16 protein-coding genes are annotated in these 17975 nt (G+C 41.2%); 5 read left to right on the top strand and 11 right to left on the bottom strand.

The window, feature by feature from the left end; translation table 11 throughout:
* Nucleotides 1–41: 41 nt before the first annotated feature.
* Nucleotides 42–557 carry a hypothetical protein gene (locus ACOQO5_RS19020; RefSeq protein WP_420583274.1) on the bottom strand — a complete coding sequence of 172 codons (516 nt, stop codon included), beginning with the start codon at nucleotides 555–557 and terminating at the stop codon, nucleotides 42–44.
* A 282-nt stretch (nucleotides 558–839) separates the two neighbouring features.
* On the opposite strand from ACOQO5_RS19020, the gene ACOQO5_RS19015 reads away from it, so the two are divergent.
* The gene (locus ACOQO5_RS19015; protein WP_420582795.1) at nucleotides 840–1895 is read left to right on the top strand and encodes an IS110 family transposase; all 1056 of its coding nucleotides are present in this window, start codon (nucleotides 840–842) and stop codon (nucleotides 1893–1895) included.
* A 378-nt stretch (nucleotides 1896–2273) separates the two neighbouring features.
* On the opposite strand, the gene ACOQO5_RS19010 is transcribed toward ACOQO5_RS19015, so the two are convergent.
* The 9 genes from ACOQO5_RS19010 to ACOQO5_RS18970 all read right to left on the bottom strand — a co-directional run bounded on the left by ACOQO5_RS19010 (nucleotide 2274) and on the right by ACOQO5_RS18970 (nucleotide 11688).
* Nucleotides 2274–2927, bottom strand: a complete 654-nt coding sequence (locus tag ACOQO5_RS19010) for a hypothetical protein (protein WP_420583273.1) — start codon at nucleotides 2925–2927, stop codon at nucleotides 2274–2276.
* A gap of 721 nt (nucleotides 2928–3648) precedes the next feature.
* The gene (locus ACOQO5_RS19005; protein ID WP_420583272.1) at nucleotides 3649–7107 is read right to left on the bottom strand and encodes a pyruvate carboxylase; all 3459 of its coding nucleotides are present in this window, start codon (nucleotides 7105–7107) and stop codon (nucleotides 3649–3651) included.
* 348 nt (nucleotides 7108–7455) lie between these two features.
* On the bottom strand, nucleotides 7456–8073 hold the full coding sequence (locus ACOQO5_RS19000; protein WP_420583271.1) for a response regulator transcription factor: 618 nt from the start codon (nucleotides 8071–8073) through the stop codon (nucleotides 7456–7458).
* The gene (locus ACOQO5_RS18995) at nucleotides 8070–8828 is read right to left on the bottom strand and encodes a sensor histidine kinase (RefSeq protein ID WP_420583270.1); all 759 of its coding nucleotides are present in this window, start codon (nucleotides 8826–8828) and stop codon (nucleotides 8070–8072) included. The genes ACOQO5_RS19000 and ACOQO5_RS18995 overlap by 4 nt, the downstream gene beginning before the upstream one ends.
* Before the next feature lie 174 nt (nucleotides 8829–9002).
* Entirely contained in the window at nucleotides 9003–9209 is a 207-nt protein-coding gene (locus ACOQO5_RS18990; protein ID WP_420583269.1) for a YwbE family protein, read from the bottom strand.
* A gap of 43 nt (nucleotides 9210–9252) precedes the next feature.
* The gene (locus tag ACOQO5_RS18985; protein ID WP_420583268.1) at nucleotides 9253–9615 is read right to left on the bottom strand and encodes a hypothetical protein; all 363 of its coding nucleotides are present in this window, start codon (nucleotides 9613–9615) and stop codon (nucleotides 9253–9255) included.
* Nucleotides 9616–9628: 13 nt separating this feature from the next.
* A complete protein-coding gene (locus ACOQO5_RS18980) occupies nucleotides 9629–10714 on the bottom strand; it encodes a DNA alkylation repair protein (protein ID WP_420583267.1) in 1086 nt (361 codons plus the stop codon).
* A gap of 66 nt (nucleotides 10715–10780) precedes the next feature.
* Nucleotides 10781–11380 (bottom strand): GyrI-like domain-containing protein, encoded by a 600-nt coding sequence (locus tag ACOQO5_RS18975; RefSeq protein ID WP_420583266.1) that lies wholly within the window; start codon nucleotides 11378–11380, stop codon nucleotides 10781–10783.
* The gene (locus ACOQO5_RS18970) at nucleotides 11380–11688 is read right to left on the bottom strand and encodes a hypothetical protein (RefSeq protein WP_420583265.1); all 309 of its coding nucleotides are present in this window, start codon (nucleotides 11686–11688) and stop codon (nucleotides 11380–11382) included. The genes ACOQO5_RS18975 and ACOQO5_RS18970 overlap by 1 nt, the downstream gene beginning before the upstream one ends.
* 249 nt (nucleotides 11689–11937) lie before the next feature.
* Between ACOQO5_RS18970 and ACOQO5_RS18965 the strand changes: the two genes are divergently transcribed.
* Together ACOQO5_RS18965 and ACOQO5_RS18960 are read left to right on the top strand one after the other, a co-directional pair.
* Nucleotides 11938–13482, top strand: a complete 1545-nt coding sequence (locus ACOQO5_RS18965) for an Ig-like domain-containing protein (protein ID WP_420583264.1) — start codon at nucleotides 11938–11940, stop codon at nucleotides 13480–13482.
* A gap of 77 nt (nucleotides 13483–13559) precedes the next feature.
* Nucleotides 13560–14246: an HAD family hydrolase gene (locus ACOQO5_RS18960; protein ID WP_420583263.1), complete on the top strand. Its 687-nt coding sequence runs from the start codon at nucleotides 13560–13562 to the stop codon at nucleotides 14244–14246.
* Here the strand turns inward: ACOQO5_RS18960 and ACOQO5_RS18955 are convergent.
* Entirely contained in the window at nucleotides 14243–15037 is a 795-nt protein-coding gene (locus tag ACOQO5_RS18955) for a hypothetical protein (RefSeq protein ID WP_420583262.1), read from the bottom strand. The genes ACOQO5_RS18960 and ACOQO5_RS18955 overlap by 4 nt on opposite strands.
* Before the next feature lie 182 nt (nucleotides 15038–15219).
* On the opposite strand from ACOQO5_RS18955, the gene ACOQO5_RS18950 reads away from it, so the two are divergent.
* Complete coding sequence (locus ACOQO5_RS18950; protein ID WP_420583261.1) at nucleotides 15220–16437, top strand: Ig-like domain-containing protein; 1218 nt, start codon at nucleotides 15220–15222, stop codon at nucleotides 16435–16437.
* A gap of 47 nt (nucleotides 16438–16484) precedes the next feature.
* Nucleotides 16485–17960 carry an Ig-like domain-containing protein gene (locus tag ACOQO5_RS18945; RefSeq protein ID WP_420583260.1) on the top strand — a complete coding sequence of 492 codons (1476 nt, stop codon included), beginning with the start codon at nucleotides 16485–16487 and terminating at the stop codon, nucleotides 17958–17960.
* The last annotated feature ends 15 nt before the right edge of the window (nucleotides 17961–17975 follow it).

Genomic DNA, 17975 nt, shown 5'->3' with positions numbered 1-17975 from the left:
TTGCAGAACTGCTGGCAGATAACCACGTAGGCATATGCTCGCTAGCGACTGTTATCGGCTTTTTTTATTTCATCAAGATACCGGTTAGTAAGGAGTTTCCATGTCCCAGTAGAGTTGTCCAAAACAAACCTAAAGTCAGGTTGATACCCGTTGGTTCCTCCACAAGAAATTGCAAAGTCAGCCTTCTTGAATCGCAAGCCTTTGTGGAAGTGGATTTGTCGTTTTGCTGTTACAGCTACATTTCCAAAGTTCACGTCAATGGTGTCTTGAGATATTATCTTATGAGTAGTTCTAATTGCGTTAATCGTCTGTTTCCTGTTAAGCGACTCTTGAATTAGTTCGCTATCGCTTAAGAACCTAAAATGATTGATGTTGCCAATTCTTGCTGTTACCTCGTTTTGTTCAAAGAAGATAGGTCCACCTACAAGAGCAAGGTCTATTCGCCCTTCTATTGCCTGAAAGTAAATTGAATCCAAAACTTCAGTTGAAACATTGGAATCTTGAGCGTTCGAGTACGTTGATGCAAAAATTAGAGATATGAGGATTGCTTTTTTCATGGCGGCATTGCCGATAACGCCTGTGTAGGACGATGTGCCCTCACAGCTTGATTAAGGCAGAAAGATAGCCGATCCGCGCACAACCACAAAAGCTTGTTTAGCCATTACGTTTGATTTGGACTGCTAAGGAAACCACGAATGCTTTCTCGGTATTGTAGAGATTCCGCGAGGAGCGGTGGTGCTGATTCTGGCATTGATTCGGTAAGCTCGTAAGGGCATTCGTGCCTAGTTCCCATGATATAACCCAATGGCGTTAATACTAAAAACCAAAGGATTTATATCATGGATGATTTAAGTAAATACAATTTATTCATTGGCATTGATGTTCACAAGCGAAACTGGTCTGTCAGTATATTTTCAGCCAGTATTCATCATCGAACTTTTAGTCAACCACCCCATCCAGAAGCACTGAAGTCCTATATTGACAAACATTTTAAGGAAGCTAGAGTGATTTGTGCCTATGAGGCATCAAAGCTTGGTTTTTGGATTTTCAGGGTATTGGAGCGTTATGGTTATCGGTGTTTGGTGGTCAATCCAGCAGATATTCCCACCACTAATAAGGAAAGTAGTGAAAAGACAGATCCGGTGGATAGTCGTAAAATAGCCAAGGCACTCAGAGCTGGTTTACTTCGTGGGATCTACGTTCCTCAGGTGGATACCGAAGGGGACCGACAGTTGTTTCGATATCGTAAGAAGTTATGGGGTGATTTGGTAAGAATAAAGAATCGCATTAAGGATAAGTTCTTGTTCGCAGGTATAGACTTACCAAAAGCATACGACAATGCTTATTGGAGTAAACCATTTTTGGCTTGGATTCCTACCGTACAATTTGAGTCTGAAAGCACCAAATTGACTGTTGATTTTCTTTTAGAACAATATCACTTTGTCTACGCTCATTTTCTGAAAACATCAATAGCTGTTCGACGACTACAAAGGCAGGCCAAGTACAAGACAAGAGCAAAACTACTACGAGGAATTCCAGGGATTGGTCCCTTGACTACCGTTCAGCTATTGACTGAAATAGAGGACATCAACCGCTACCCCAACTTCAAACATTTCAATGGATTTGTCGGCTTAAAGCCAATGACGCATTCAAGTGGTGAACGGGACTTAAAAGGCTACATGACTTACCGTCGGCACAATGCCTTGCGTAGCTCATTGATTGAATGCGCCTGGAGCAGTGTGCAAAAGGATCCGGCGATGCTCATACGTTATGAGCAGCTGCTGCAAAACCACACCAAAAAGCGGGCGATCGTAATCATAGCCAGAAAATTATTATCAAGAATATATCATGTACTCAAAACAGGAGAAGCCTATGAAGTAGGATTGGTTAAATAAAAGCCAGAAGCTAGTAATAATAAAGTCCACCAAAAGATACACACCTCGACCACTTAACATGGTGTGAGCCCTGAGCTCTTGCTCATAGTATGTGGCGAGGTGTAATTTTCTATCTGATGGGAAGCTGTGACCGACAACTGGATCACTAATGGAAGCATGACTTGTATTATGCTAGACAAAGGAAATTGACAACTCACAATAAGTAAAGGCGTGGGAATTACAACAATACTCACACAGGAAAACTGCGGCCATCCTTGACTTATTGTGATCCGCCAATTGAATCAAAGCCAACATAAAAAAGTCTTTAAAAAAGAAATTGAGAACGAATATTAGTAAATTAGATAGCGATAGGGTTATTCATGGAACACTATGTTAGCATCACTTTTTTCTAGTTGCCTGTTGCCAATAGAAGAAAATACCTGAAAAAATTACTCCAAGTGATGCCCAGCGAGTTCCAGAGTTCGGATTCATCAAAGTGTTAACAAGCAGTCCAATGGCTATAATAGTTAGGCCAATAAGTACCCATTTGAATGATCTTGATTGAAATTCCGTTTTGCCCTTTTCAATTGTTCGTTCCTTAGCCAATTCTACCTTCTGAAGAAAAACTGGTAAGTAGTATAAAAAATTCTCAAAATCGTCCTTCTGAGGAAAATATGTATAACGATAAAATTTATACTGCTGGTTGTTCGTAAGTGTTAATCTGAACGAATCTAATCCACGATCTTCCTGGTTCACATAGTCAATGACCCTGTTCCAATCGAGTTCAATATTCTGTTTGTTACTGAGAAAAAATCGTCTGATCCAAATCGTTCGAAATGCATCTTCAGCTAGTTCTACCCTGATTTTCCCACGTGATAACAGAGTAGTTGGAATTATTGGGAATAAGAAAAGGATCGCAATTATAACGTAGCTGAGAAAGTCAGGCAAGTCTCTTGGGATTTCGCCTATTAAATAAATGGAAAGACCAAAGAAAACAATTGCAACAGGTACTGCTCTCAAATTTGAGTTGATGTTAATTTCGAAAGTCCTCATATTGATGCTAACGTTGAGGTAAATATATATGATCTGGTGTTTTGAAAAACGAAGAGGGTTTTCATAATATGCCTTGGCTTGAAAATTCCTCTTAAGATCATTGAATTTACCGATTGTTGTGTTGAGATTTTTTCTGCGTTTCTATAGCGCTTTAAATTTACGTTACGGCAGTATAAGTAATGACAGAAAAAAACGTAGTGACTTGCATTTCTCCTTCCAGCAAGGCCTCTAATATTTTTACTAAACTCAATGGATCGATTACGGCACGGTATCATCTGTTGAGGGTAGGCAGCAGAGCAAATAATAAAACGATGGATTGAAGTTCTTTTCCAGTTATCCGATTACAAACGTTTAATAACGGATATTGTCCTTGGAATAGGCTAACTTCATCAAGTCTTTGAGACGTTTCGACACGTCTACAAGTAGTCCCTACTTGCACGGTCTCACCGCTAAGACTTGAAAACCAGGCTACCCCTGGTTTCTAAATTCAATCCATCTCCGATTCTGCTGAAAAATATTTAGGCCAATACTACGAAATGAAAGTTATTCAATACAACATTTATGTAAGTGTAACAAGTTACACTTATTTCTTTTATATAGTTACCATTCATTTTTCTGAAAAGAGCTGCAACCCAAGTAATCCATTCCAGTAGAAGATCAAAACTAAGTCCAATCAAACCTACAAGGTTTTCAAAACCTTATAGGTTTGATCACAAATTTTCTACTCCATCTCGACTACCAAATCGTCCTGATCGACCATTTCACCGGCTTTGATCACGATGGATTTGATCGTGCCAGACATCGGTGAGGAAATGGTGGATTCCATCTTCATGGCCTCAATAGCAAACAGTGGATCGTTTTCTTCCACCTGATCACCTACTTTCACGAATACACTAGATAGCTTCCCTTGCAATGGCGCACCAATCTCCTGAGGATTGTCTTTGTCTGCTTTCTTGTGAGATATCGCTGTGGCTTTGACATGAATGTCTTTTACCTGTACGCGTCGCACTTGGCCATTCAGTTCGAAGCCTACAGTACACATGCCCGTTTCGTCAGGATCGAGAATATACATGAGCTTCACCATGATAGTCTTGCCTTTGCCCAGTGTGACCAGGATCTCCTCTCCTTTTTTCATGCCGTAGAAAAAGGCCTTGGACGGTATTTTATCTACATAACCAAACTCCGCGTGGTGCTTGTAGTAGTCATCAAACACTTTAGGATAGAGCTTATAGGACAAGAAATCAAGGAAATCAGAGTACTCCGTGTATTTCTCCTGAAATTCAGCGAACTCCTGATCAAAATCTATGGGTGTCAGATGTTCATTTGGTCTGCCTTTCATAGGTTTTATGTCCTTCAGGATCACCTTCTGCAGTTGCTGAGGGAAGCCACCTTCGGGTTGCCCCAGGTCTCCTCTGAAGAACCCAATTACCGAATCCGGAAAAGACAATTTCTTGCTTTCGTCCAACACATCAGCTGGCGTGAGGTTGTTGGAAGTCATGAAAATGGCCATGTCTCCTACCACTTTCGAACTAGGTGTCACCTTCACGATGTTGCCAAACATTTCATTGACCACCGCATAGTTCTTCTTCACCCGTTCGAAGTCCTCTCCTACCAGACCAATGGCTGCCGCTTGTGGTTTGAGGTTGGAGTATTGTCCACCCGGTATTTCATTCTCATATACCTGCGCTGTACCTGCTTTGAGCCCCGACTCAAATGGATAATAAATCTCACGAACGTCCTCCCAGTAGTTGGACTGCTTGTTTATGGCTTCGAGATTGATGTCCGGCTGGCGATCGTGATGACCGAGTACAGAAACCAATGAGTTGAAGTTGGGCTGCGAAGTCAGCCCTGACATCGACGCCAAAGCACAGTCGACTACATCCACCCCCTGCTCAATCGCCTTGAGGTAAGTGGCATTTTGCATGGAAGATGTATCATGTGTATGCAAGTGGATAGGTAAATCCACAGCCTTTTTCAAAGCGGGAATCAATTGCTCTGCCGCATATGGTGTCAGCAGCCCCGCCATATCTTTGATGGCCAAAATGTGAGCACCTTCGTCCTCAATGCGTTTGGCCATGTCCACGTAGTAATCCAAATTGTACTTTTTATTCTCAGGATTGAGAATATCTCCGGTATAGCCAATACACACTTCCGCCAGCGAATTGGTGCGCTCTTTCACGGCTTTAATACTCACTTTCATGGCTTCTAGCCAATTGAGTGAATCAAAGATTCTAAACACATCAATCCCCTCTTCTCCAGCCTTTTCTACAAACTTCTCTACCAGATTATCTGGATACGCCGTATACCCCACAGCATTAGAACCCCTTAAAAGCATTTGAAATAGAATGTTGGGCGCTGCCTGTCGTAACAACTTGAGTCGCTCCCAAGGACACTCATGCAAGAAGCGCATCGCCACATCAAAAGTAGCTCCACCCCACATTTCCATGGAAAAGGTCTGCGGCACGTTTTTGGCGTAGCTCTCGGCAATGGCCAACAAGTCAATGGTTCTAAACCTGGTGGCCAATAAGGATTGATGTGCATCTCTGAAGGTCGTATCCGTAAACAGAATTTGTTTTTCGTCCTTCATCCATTGCACAAACCCCTCACGGCCTAGTTCGTTTAGTCGGTCTTTAGTGCCTTTAGGGTACGCCCCATACTTGTCGAAAGCCGGAATGACTGGCGTCACAAATTTCTTATTAGGATCCACGAACTTCACATCTGGATTTCCGTTCACGCTCACTTTCGCAAGATATTTCAGTGTTTTGGTCCCTCTGTCTTGTGTTCGCTTGATTTTGAAGAGGTCCGGGTGATTACCAATGAAATTGACCGTACAATCTCCAGCATTGAACACTGGGTGTGAGATCACGTTCTTCAGGAAACCAATGTTAGTCTTCACACCACGAATCCTGAATTCGGTGAGCGTTCGCTGGAGTCTTTCGCTTGCTCCTCGAAGTGTGCGACCAGACGCACTAACCTTCACCAACATAGAGTCAAAGAAGGGCGAGATACGCATACCCGGATAGGTAGAACCTTCATCCAGACGGATTCCAAATCCAGCTGCATTTCTGTAGGCGATGATCGTGCCGTAGTCCGGTTTGAAATCGTGTACCGGATCCTCCGTAGTCACCCTGCATTGAATGGCATAGCCATTGACTTTGATATCGTCCTGACTATTAAGAAAAATACCCTTATAGGTAAGCGGATGACCCTGAGCAATAAGAATTTGTGAACGAACAATATCAACCCCTGTAATCTCTTCGGTAATGGTATGCTCTACCTGAATCCTGGGATTCACCTCGATAAAGAATACTTCCCCAGATTTGTTTACCAAAAATTCGACGGTTCCTACATTGTTGTAGTTCACATGCTTAGCAATGCTGATGGCATAGTCGAATATCTCCTGACGCGTCTCTTGCTTTAGATTGGGGCTAGGTGCTACTTCTACTACCTTCTGGAACCTTCGTTGTACCGAACAATCACGTTCGTGCAAATGCACAATATTGCCATGATTGTCCCCCATGAGCTGCACGTCGATGTGCTTGGGCTCATCAATGAATTTCTCAATAAAGACCGTATCGTCTCCGAAGAATTTCTCCGCTTCACTCTTAGAATCGTGAAACGCCTTTTCTAATTCATTTTCTGATCGAATCACTCGCATGCCTCGCCCACCTCCACCGGAAGCCGCTTTCAGCATAATGGGATAGCCGATTCTATTGGCCTCTTTCTTGGCAATAGCCACATCCACCAAATCTTCCTGACTATCTTGGATCACAGGCACCTTGGCATCAATAGCTAGCTTTTTCGCTTCCACTTTATCACCCAATCGAGCCATAATCTCAGACCTCGGACCAACGAAAATGATCCCCTCTTCTTCGCATCTTCTGGCAAAAGTGACATTCTCAGACAAGAATCCGTATCCCGGATGAATCGCATCAATTTGATGTTCCTTAGCCAGGGCGATGATTTCCTCAATATTTAGATATGGTTTCAGTGGATCGTCATCCTCACCAATTTGGTAGGCTTCATCTGCCTTGTAGCGGTGCAGCGAATACCTGTCTTCATAAGTATACATCGCTACTGTTCTCACCTGAAGTTCGGAGGCAGCTCGCAAGATGCGAATAGCTATTTCTCCTCTATTCGCTACAAGTATCTTGTCGAGTTTTTTTAAGTTTTGGGGCATTACGTTAAGTGTTAAAGTTTGGGCGTATAGAATATATTTTTATTACACAATTGAGTTGATCTATATATACAAATATATGACCTAGAAATGTATTCACAAGCGATGTCAAAAAGTCAATGATTACTATTGCTCCCGCGAACTACAATTCAATTTTATTTCGAAATTTTGTTATTATCAAAATGTTATTTTGATTTATAGATTATATTTTAATCAAACAGAATAAACCACTGGCACTTTCCAAGAGGAACAAAAAACACCTTACCCTTTTAGCTAAAATTTTTGAGGGAGATTACAAAACTGATTTACAAATAAATATTGCTGGATTGCAGTAAAGGTCGAAAGTGTTAACTAAATCAATTCGTTGTCCTTAGCAAACTGTACCACCTGCATACTGTTCTTTAGGTCAAGCTTACGCATCATGTTTCTGCGATGTGTTTGTACGGTGAGTTCAGAAATGAATAAACGATCGGCTATTTGGTGGCTGGTGAGTCCTTCGGCTACTAGCTTGATCACATCCAACTCTCGACTGCTCAGTTTATACTGCCTCACCTCTTCTTCTGAAGAATTGAAATTTTTGAGACGATCATAATATTGGCTACCACTCATCACGCGATAAATGGCTGTGGTCAACTCCTTGCCTGTATTATTTTTCAGTAAGCAGCCATCGATACCAATTTTAACAATTTCATCCACAAATGACTTCTGAGGATACATGGTTAGAATGATAATCTTAATATCTGGATATTCTTTCTTGAGCCTTCTGGCACAGGTGATACCATCCATCACCGGCATATTGATATCTAAGACAACTACGTCTACTTTTTGTTTGGCAACGAATTGCAATACTTTCTCACCGTCAAGCACAGTACCCACCACATCAAAATCCTCCTCGGCACTCAGTACGACCTGAAGGCCCTCCATGACAATCGAATGATCATCTGCGATTAATACTTTTATTGTGTTCATATCGGTAATTCGATTATAGTCGTGGTGCCTTTTCCTTTATTACTTTCTATGGTCAAATGCCCGTCCATTCGATCTACTCTAGACCTCAGGTTTTTCAATCCTAACCCATTGTCTGCTTGATTCGTATCGAATCCAATTCCATTGTCTTCAAAAATAAGTGTAAAATGATCTCTAGCCAGAGTCAAATCGATGTTTATCGTACTTGCTCTAGCATGTTTTAACGTATTGTTTAACAATTCCTGAACAATGCGGTATACCTGTACATTGGTTTGACTGTCCATCTCCTCACCCAAATCGATATGACTAGTTACTTGAATTGTCTGCGATTCATTGAGTGCTCCAATTAATTCATTTATGGCTGCTCCAAGTCCGAAATGCTTCAGTAAACCAGAGTGCAAACTATGCGAAATTTTACGGGTGGCTTCTGTGGCCTGAGCTGCAATTTCACTAATCTTCGCTGCCAAGGATTTTAAAGACTCTGGATCAGATTTTTTAGGCAATGTATCAGAGAGCATATTTAAGGTCACAAGCATACTTCCCAGGTTATCATGTAACTCTTCTGCTACTTGCTTATAAGCTCGTTCTTGTCCTTCGAGTATACTATAGGCCGACTTCAGTTCCTGCTTTTTTAGTAAATCCTCAATTTCCTGATACTCCAACTTTCTTTTGAGGAGTTTGCGCTGATAAAGGTAAATAAACAGCACAATGGCAGTGGTAAGCAAAAACATGCCACTGGTACCCAGTATCAGGATCATTTCTGTATTTAGCGAGTTGGCTTGATGCACCATGGTATTGCCCTAAGGCAGCTCTACATTTTAAGTTTACAAATACAATTTAACCCTTTCAAAGATGAAAGACATTAGTCAATATGCAAATACCTAAAAATGAGTATTAACCCTCAGTTAACCTTAAAAGGGTTTGAAACTCTGTTAAGATTCCTCTGATAGAACATGCTTCACTCTGCCGACTTCACCAGAATCAAGCTGTACTTTGATGCCGTGGGGATGATTCGGAGATTTGGTAAGCAACCGTTTAACAATGCCGTTCGTAAGCTCTCCGGTGCGCTGATGGTGTTTTTGAACGATTTCTACTTCTGCACCTACCTGTATGTTTTTCCTGATGGTTCCGTCTGACATGTTTCTAAGTTTGATTCAAATATACAAACCATCTTCATTTGTCTCACAAATTCGAATATTGCTTAAAACCTAAGAAACCAATCCAAATTGCTACAATCCCAATGATCCATAGGCCAATTGTGCTAATTCCGAAAGGGCCGAATAGAATTATAGCCAAGCTACCTAGTACCCAGCCGGCATCCAACAAGCTAATCAACTTCACAAGTCCTGATTTTTCTATTTGCCATCCTGTGACATAAAAAACAAATCCAGCAAACACCAGTAAGTTGGCTCCAATTATCGGAAACAATAGCGGATCGGTCAATTGAAAAATCTGATTGAGTTTCTCTGAAAACAACAACATTACCAAACCGCTCAATGCGGAAAATGCATAATTAATCGATAAATAAAGTCTGAGTTTAGTCATTATATAAAGTTAGTTAATTGTATAGCTCAAAATCCTTTTCCGCGAGTTTCTTACCATTCACCAGAATCCCTATTTTGTGAAAACCTGGATGATGTTTTCTTGTGGTTAAATCCCTAAAGGATAGTTTCTTATTGAAAGTGGTTGAATTCACGGAGTCAAACTCCTTTTCGGTAACGTGAAAAATCTTATCTGACAACGAACCATTGGCTTTTTGATAGGACACCACAAAGCCCACCTTAGCAAAAGCACTTTTTGATTCAAGATTCAATATTTGAAACTCAATTTTTATATCGCCACCCAGCTTCACCTTGTTATCTGAAAGCTTAAAATCCGGAACCCTGAATTTAGCTTTATCATTGAACCCAATAATTTGAAGTGCCCTTTTATTCCCATTCTTTAAAAGTGTTCGCAATCCGTGTTTGACAATCCAATTGGTATTAGAATTCTTTCCGTACCATTTTTCGCAAAATACTAAGGCTACTTTAGGGTTATCCTTTGTAATATCATTGATATTGTTAGCCACACTTTTTCGTACGTACAAAGAATCATCGGCTTTGAGATTTTCTAAAATGGGCAGAATTAGACTAGGGTCCTTTTTAAACGCAGGCAAGGCCATTGCCCATGGAAGCCGAGAGCGACAACCTTCAGAGGCCAACCGTCTGACATGCTCATTTTCATCCTGACTCCACTCAAGCATAGATTGCATCACTTCCTTTTCATATTTTACAATAAAAGGACGAATGGCGAATTCGGAAGATGAATACTTAGTCATTTCATACATAGCTTCTAAAGACTCTTCCAAATGATCTAAACCATAAACTTCTACATAGTCTGGAAAGGTCATCCCGACCAATCCACCAAAATTTATTGATATTTCGGTCATGATTTTAAGCTGACTTGGATAATCCAGAGAAGAGTGCGCATGAACCATGTTCGTGATATGCCGCATTCGAGCTTTGAGTTCTCGATCTTCCCAGTTGTCATTGATTATGGAGCAGACAAAACCATCCAGATTGAACGATTCGTCTCTTTCAGCAAGTAAATCACCCAATTTATTGACGAAGGATTCGTTGTATTCGTTTTTAAGTGGTTCAGGCATGTTTTGTTAGTTTATGGTCAATGGTCGATAGTCGATAGACTATGAGCCTATGGACTATCGACCGAATTACTTAACGGCGTAGCGAATAATTGTTTTCAATTTTTCCTCAGCAGTTTTTGTAGGGTCCGAAATATAAATCTCATGATGATGTCCATTCATTTCTAATCCATTCAGCTTCATGTATTCCATAATCTTCGTAATACTTGGTTCTTCTTTATAGTACGAACCTTTGTGTAAGACCTGCACACTTTTCCCTTCATGTATGGGCTTCAGTTGAACTTCGTTGGCCAACACCACCTTCTTCTTCTGGATTACTTCTTCAACAGCCTGATCCACATGGTCATTAAAGACAAACTCAGGCATGCGAATCATAAGTTGCCAATGCCAATCGGACTGTGGCGTTTCATCAAACACCAACCCATCTTCTACCCACCAAAAGGCTTCCAACTTGGGAACAACAAAATCATTGTTATCTGATTTACAGTACTTTTTCACCGTATAAGCGACGGCATATAAAGCTCCAATACTACTTTGAAAACTCTCTCCATCTGGTGCTCCAATCCCGCTAATTGTCAGGCAGTTGATTGGTTCTACATCTAGTTCTACAGGCTGACTTTTTGCTCTGTAATACGCTGGATATTCTTTGATTAAATTGATCTTTTCCATCAGGCTACTTGTTTTACATGTAAGAAAAATTTGACTTCGTCGAATGCAGACAAATACGGCGCATAAAGCTCATCCTGCTGCATCTCTTTTACTTTTTCGGCTGCAAATTCTGCGCATTCCAGGTTCTTCCATTCCACTTGGTCAACAAAAAGTCCCTCTTCTCTTAAAGCATGATAGGTCTGATAGTTTAGCATGCCATCAAAGCTTTTTACCAGTTCCCTGAAATGATGAATAATTTTCGTTTGGTAATTCTCCACCTGATTGGGTTTGATTTTGTAAATCACCAACTCTGTCACTTGATCGGTCATTTGTATAAAGTTTAAATTTTGAATTTGATTTGATACAAATGAAACACCCCTCACTGACAGCCCTATGTCAGTGTATTATGAGAAAAGAAAATTTTATTGATTTTTTTAAAAAACAGAAGGCAAACCAGCCAGCAATCATCGATTGCAAGGTCATCATCGTCGATTTTTGCCCTTATATCGTCGATAAATCTTCCTATATATCAAATCAAACTTTAAATTGTGCAATAAATCAAATACACCTTATTACTCATGAAGCAATTAAAAAGACTATTAACCAGCACCATTCTGGCCTCAGCCGTGCTTTTTGCCTGCACGGAAGATGAGCCAGAAGTAGACATTACAGACATCAAATTTGATGGAGACAAAGTGATTGTAACCGAGGGTTTCAGTGTAGACCTCGATACCGTTTTGGTCATTTCAGGATCCGATGCTGATCAAGCTCAAATAACATTTACTTCGGGAGACGAAACTATATTTAGTGTTGATGGATTTATTTTGACAGCCGTCAAACCCGGAACAACCACAGTGACCGCTACAGAAGCAAACACAGAATTGACTGCCTCTGTGCCTGTGGAAGTAGTAGCCAAAACAGTGGACGTCACAGGCGTATCGCTCGACAAAGAAACCGCCGACATGAAAGTTGGTGATGAGCTGCAACTAATTGCAACAGTAGCCCCAGACGACGCTACAGAAAAAGGCGTAACATGGAGTGTGGCCTTTTCATCCGAAGCCAAAAACAAAGAAGACAATCCTACTGACATTGCTACAGTTTCTGATGAAGGGTTAGTAAAAGCACTAGCTGCTGGAGAGGTGGTTGTGACCGCCAAAACAAAAGATGGAGAATTTACAGCTAGTGCAAGTATCACCATAACAAACGTAGCAGTGACTCAGATTTCTATTTCTCCGGAAAACGTCAATGTTAATGTCAATGAGACGGCGCAATTAACAGCTACCATAATACCAGAAAACGCTACACTTAAAGATGTAAACTGGTCGATAGATTACGACGCCACAGCAGGAAGAACTCAAGCTGCAGATCCTGCCAGCAACTATTTAGAAATTACACAAGATGGATTGTTAAAAGCTATTCAAAGATGTGACGAATGCGCATTCATCGCTAGAGCTACTTCATCAGACGAGCAAGTTTCCAGCTATATCAATGTTTCTATTAGCTATATTCCCGTCACAGGAATTACTCTTGACCCCATTGAACTCTTCAATATATTTAAAGGAAACACTCGCCAAATAAAATACACAATAGAACCTGAAAATGCCTCTGATCCTGTGATATCTTCCTGGGATATTTCACATACTGGTGTTCCTGACCTGTGCGGGTTAAGTTCAATTGATTTTGACACTTACGCAACGGTTGACGAAAATGGCCTACTTACAGCACTAAATTCTTTCTTTGATGACTGCAATAACAATTTAGTTGTGAGAGCGCATCATCCAGATTTGGATAATGCAGCCACAGTTGAATTTGACGTAACCAATCCAGTAGAATCGCTAAATATTTTAGATGATACGGGAGAGCCTACGACTTCTATAGACTGGCATGGATGCGGGTCCTACGACTTAGGAGTGAGTATAACCGCTATCTTTCCGTATAACTCATCCGTTACCTGGAGTTCAGAAAGTCCTGACATATTACCTGTAGATAAAAACGGGGTAATTTCCCTCGGGCCAAATGCCCCATCCGAGATAAACGCCACTATAAAAGTTACTGTCACAGCAGATGATGGATCTGGCGCTACAGATACCATAGATATAGTCGTCAACCATAATGGCTGCTAACTCATAAAAAATTAGTTTTTCAAGACCAGTTAATTACTGGTCTTTTTTTATGCTCTATCTGTAGTTAACTTTCTCCCATGAATCCAAAAATCATCGCATTCGATGCCGACGATACGCTTTGGCACAACGAATCTTATTTTAGGGAAACCGAAAAGAAGTTTTATGCCTTGCTAGAAGGCTATTTGCCCGAACATAGTCTAGCCAAAGAGCTGTTTAAAACAGAAATGCAAAACCTGGATCTATACGGCTATGGAATCAAAGCCTTCACCCTGTCAATGATTGAAAGCGCCATGGAAATTTCGGATCAAACGATCAAAGTGGAAGACATAGAAAAAATCATCAACTATGGCAAAGAATTACTTCAAATGCCTGTTGAGATGATCGATGATGTGGAAAGTGTCCTTCAGAATTTGTCCGGCCAATACAAGCTTGTATTGGCCACCAAAGGAGACTTACTTGATCAGCATAGAAAATTAACCAAATCAGGACTGGGCAAGTACTTTCATCATATCGAAATTATGTCCGAAAAGAAAGAACATGATTATCGGCGGCTATTGAAAAGGCTGGAGATTCAGCCGGAAGAGTTTGTGATGATTGGCAATTCACTCAAATCTGATGTCCTACCTGTGTTGGAATTGGGTGGCACGGCCTTTCACATCCCCTATCATGTCACCTGGGCTCATGAACATGTGGATAGAGAGATCGAACACGAGCATTTTCACTCCTTAGAGAAAATCACCGACCTAATAAATTTCTTTGATTAGAATTGAAATCCAATTCTTGATATCCAACCTTTCAATCTACCTGAATATACAGCATCATTTATGTCTGCATGTAATCCCCAAACTCTATAGCCCAATGACATGTAAAACAGTTTTGAAAAGTGAAAAACAGCTTCGGTATTGAGCTGATAGGCCTGATGTTGCCAAAACCTTAAACCATAATCTGCATAACCCATAATCTCCAAGCGCCGAATAGGAAAATATCGAACCCTGTAGGCGACCATGGGGTCAAACCAAATGGAGTGCCTTTCTCCTTCCATCGGAAATACCAGAACAGTACCTTTGATACGTGCTTTTACGCTGGCAATTTTTACTCCGCCAAAAATTTCCATATCCACCTTACGCCTATCCAAAAACAAATAGCCGAAGGCTAAATCTCCACTGAAATAATGAAATTTCAGATTGACATCTTTCAATAATATTTCTTTAGAAGTTACGGCATCCGTGTCAAGAATTAATGACATGAAATTGAATTTACTCACCAGCCAATCTCCTCGGTAATCACCTGAAATCATCATGGCAAACTTGATCGAATGAGAGATATCTTTGAAATCCAAATCGATATCTATGATTGGCTCAATTTCAGGTATATTTGACGGCTTAGGAGGTGCATTCACTTGCCCTTCGATTCCTATATACCAGAAGAAAGGGCTAATCCTAAATTCCCACTTATTGAACTCCTTAGCAACTGTTGAATCCTGCTTTTGAGCAACGACCTCAGTCAAACCAAATACCCAAATAGTTGCTACTAAAACCCCAAACTTTGTTAGCATATAAGGTAAATCTAATTCAAAAGATTAAAATGGCAACCCCTTTCAAGAATGTTGTTGATTCTAACATAAGAGTTGATTCAGTGTGCCTAACAAGAGACTTTACTAGTGCCTCCCTATCTATTTTTCTCGGAAAATTGATGAAAATTCACTAAATTATACAACTAAGCAAACCACCCATTCTCATGTTGAAGCAAATCACTTCCCTCCTGGGCCTTGTTCTGGCCATTGGGTTCTTGGTGCAGTGTACCGATGATGAGCCCGAAATCAAAATCACAAGCCTCACATTCGACACAGCATCTGTGGAAGTGACAGAGGGTACCACAGTTGACTTGAATGACTATTTGATTGTTGAAGGCGAAGATGCCAATCAAGCCATCGTAACTTTTACTACTTCCAACGATGAGGTTTTCACAGTTAGTGGCGTCGTGCTTTCGGCTGTTGGAGTTGGTACAGCCCAAATAGTGGCCACCGAAGCCAATACTGATCTAACGGCTAACATAGATGTGACTGTCATTCCTAAGGTGGTAGCTGTCACAGGCATCAGTCTCGACAAAACTGAAGCCGAGTTGAAAGTGGGTGAAGAGCTCCAGCTGACAGCTACTATTGCTCCAGAAGACGCTACTGAAAAAGGAGTCATATGGATCGTATCTTTCCCCTCCGATGGCAGCACCTCTGAAGACGTTCCCACAGACATCGCAACAGTAAGTGAAGCTGGACTAGTCACAGCTAAAGCGCTAGGTGATGTGGTGGTTACAGCAAAGACCTTAGACGGTGAATTTACCGCAAACATTAGCATTTCAATAACTAATCAATTAGTGACCAGCCTAACAATAACTCCTGGATCATTTTCCGTAAATGTGGGAGAAACTCAACAACTTGAAGCCACTGCAGAACCTGCAAACGCCACAAATAAAGAAGTGACTTGGTCAATTGAAAAGTCAAGCTCCAACTGCAGATCTCTCGCATCAGAACCTGTATATGCTACTATTGATCAAAATGGCTTGGTTACAGGCGTGGAAAACCAAGGTTGCTACGAATTGACTGTAGTTGCTACATCAGTTGACGGACCCAGTGCTAGCGCTACTTTTGATGTCATCCAACTTGTCACATCTCTATCTGTTTTTGATGGAGATACTGAAGTTGGTGATGCAATCGAAAACTGTGATGATATTCAGTTTAGTGTTGTCGTAAGCCCACCAAATGCCTCTGATCAATCTGTAACTTGGAGTATTGAAGAAAATGATGCCTTCGAGGTTGATCAAACTGGATTAGTATCACATAAAGAAGGTTACATTTTTACAGATGACGTGTCGGTGACAGTCACGGTCACTGCCAATGATGAATCCGGAATTTCCACTGCATTTCAAAACAATTTCACGCTGTATGGAGAATGCCATTAGATCAAAGTAAGAATAATTCTGTAGAGTCCACAAAGAACTTATCAATCATGAAAAATCATTTCTTTTCAATTTTAATACTACTCACAATCACTACTATTCTCGTCAGATGTACTGAAGACGACCCCGAAATCAAAATTACCAGTATGACTTTCGACGCAGTGTCTGTTGAAGTAGTAGAAGGTACCACCGTCGATCTAAATGATTATTTGATTATTGAAGGCGAAGATGCCGATCAAGCCATTGTGTCTTTTACTACTTCCAACGATGAGGTTGTCACAGTAAGTGGCGTTGTGCTTTCGGCTGTTGGGGTAGGCACAGCCCAAATAGTGGCCACCGAAGTCAATACAGATCTAACAGCTACCATAGATGTAACTGTAATCTCAAAGGTGATTGCAGTCACCGGCATCAGTTTAGACAAATCCGAGGCCGATTTAAAAGTGGGCGAAGAGTTGCAACTCACCGCTACCATTACTCCCGACGATGCCACAGAAAAGGGAGTCACATGGTCAGTCTCCTTTCCTTCTGAAGCAAAAAAACAGGACGAATTGCCCACCGACATTGCCACCGTTTCTGAAGAGGGGTTGGTAACTGCCGTGGCTGCCGGGAGTGTGGTTGTAACTGCAGCCTCAAAAGAAGGAGATTTTTCTGCCAGCGCTACAATCACCATCACTAGTGTGGCCGTTACCGGCATTACATTGAGTGCAAGCTCACTCTCTGTCAACATTGGAGAAACGGGTTCGCTGGAGGCAACGATTAGTCCAGAAAATGCAACTAACAAGAATGTAGTTTGGACATTAACTGAAGATGAAGGAAGTCCCGAGACCTATGCATCGGTCGATGCTGAAACCGGAGTGGTTACTGGTATTAGCGAGTGTGATGCTTGTGGGTTAGCTCTCGTAGCCACCACCGAGGATGGCGACTTTACTGCTGTAGTAGATCTTTTCGTTGTGTATGTACCTGTCACTGGAATTACGATTGATCCTTCTTCTTTTTCTGTTGAAGCCGGAGAAACTCAACAATTGGTTGCGATGGTAGAACCGACAAATGCCAGTAATAAAAATGTAACCTGGTCTGTAAGGTTTACTTCATTTTGTGATGCAATTCCAGAAGACTATGCTACCGTATCTGCTACTGGTTTAGTAACAGGAGTATCACCTGAAATCTGCGATCTGGAAATTCGGGCTACGGCCGAAAATGAAACTAGAACTTTCGGGACAGCTTTTGTTGATGTGACCGTCACAGCCACCAGCGTAACAATTGTGGATGATGAGGAATTACCGTTTGCAGGAAAATCTATTTCTCTTGATTATATCGAATCTAGCATGCAGCTATACCTAGCTTTTACTCCTTCAAACGCTACAAATACCTTGGTAACCTGGGAATCAGATGACTCAGAGGCGATTGATGTCAGCGATACCGGATTATTGTCTGGTTTATCATCTAGCACAGCTCGAATCACTGTTACACTTAATGATGGGTCGGGACTATCAGATTATGTTGACGTCTCCTTTTTCGAGCCTTGATTGGAGCACATATTC

This window comes from Reichenbachiella sp., from assembly GCF_965223055.1.
In the GTDB taxonomy this organism is placed as follows: domain Bacteria; phylum Bacteroidota; class Bacteroidia; order Cytophagales; family Cyclobacteriaceae; genus Reichenbachiella.
This window is presented reverse-complemented; position numbering and strand designations above follow the sequence as displayed.

Excerpts from the sequence above, each read along its gene's own strand:
- ACOQO5_RS18985 (WP_420583268.1), bottom strand. The coding sequence starts at position 9,615 with ATGACTAAACTCAGACTTTATTTATCGATTAATTATGCATTTTCCGCA.
- ACOQO5_RS18975 (WP_420583266.1), bottom strand. The coding sequence starts at position 11,380 with ATGGAAAAGATCAATTTAATCAAAGAATATCCAGCGTATTACAGAGCA.
- ACOQO5_RS19005 (WP_420583272.1), bottom strand. The coding sequence starts at position 7,107 with ATGCCCCAAAACTTAAAAAAACTCGACAAGATACTTGTAGCGAATAGA.
- ACOQO5_RS19020 (WP_420583274.1), bottom strand. The coding sequence starts at position 557 with ATGAAAAAAGCAATCCTCATATCTCTAATTTTTGCATCAACGTACTCG.
- ACOQO5_RS18970 (WP_420583265.1), bottom strand. The coding sequence starts at position 11,688 with ATGACCGATCAAGTGACAGAGTTGGTGATTTACAAAATCAAACCCAAT.
- ACOQO5_RS18945 (WP_420583260.1), top strand. The coding sequence starts at position 16,485 with ATGAAAAATCATTTCTTTTCAATTTTAATACTACTCACAATCACTACT.
- ACOQO5_RS18990 (WP_420583269.1), bottom strand. The coding sequence starts at position 9,209 with ATGTCAGACGGAACCATCAGGAAAAACATACAGGTAGGTGCAGAAGTA.
- ACOQO5_RS19000 (WP_420583271.1), bottom strand. The coding sequence starts at position 8,073 with ATGAACACAATAAAAGTATTAATCGCAGATGATCATTCGATTGTCATG.
- ACOQO5_RS18965 (WP_420583264.1), top strand. The coding sequence starts at position 11,938 with ATGAAGCAATTAAAAAGACTATTAACCAGCACCATTCTGGCCTCAGCC.
- ACOQO5_RS18950 (WP_420583261.1), top strand. The coding sequence starts at position 15,220 with ATGTTGAAGCAAATCACTTCCCTCCTGGGCCTTGTTCTGGCCATTGGG.
- ACOQO5_RS18955 (WP_420583262.1), bottom strand. The coding sequence starts at position 15,037 with ATGCTAACAAAGTTTGGGGTTTTAGTAGCAACTATTTGGGTATTTGGT.
- ACOQO5_RS19010 (WP_420583273.1), bottom strand. The coding sequence starts at position 2,927 with ATGAGGACTTTCGAAATTAACATCAACTCAAATTTGAGAGCAGTACCT.
- ACOQO5_RS19015 (WP_420582795.1), top strand. The coding sequence starts at position 840 with ATGGATGATTTAAGTAAATACAATTTATTCATTGGCATTGATGTTCAC.
- ACOQO5_RS18980 (WP_420583267.1), bottom strand. The coding sequence starts at position 10,714 with ATGCCTGAACCACTTAAAAACGAATACAACGAATCCTTCGTCAATAAA.
- ACOQO5_RS18960 (WP_420583263.1), top strand. The coding sequence starts at position 13,560 with ATGAATCCAAAAATCATCGCATTCGATGCCGACGATACGCTTTGGCAC.
- ACOQO5_RS18995 (WP_420583270.1), bottom strand. The coding sequence starts at position 8,828 with ATGATCCTGATACTGGGTACCAGTGGCATGTTTTTGCTTACCACTGCC.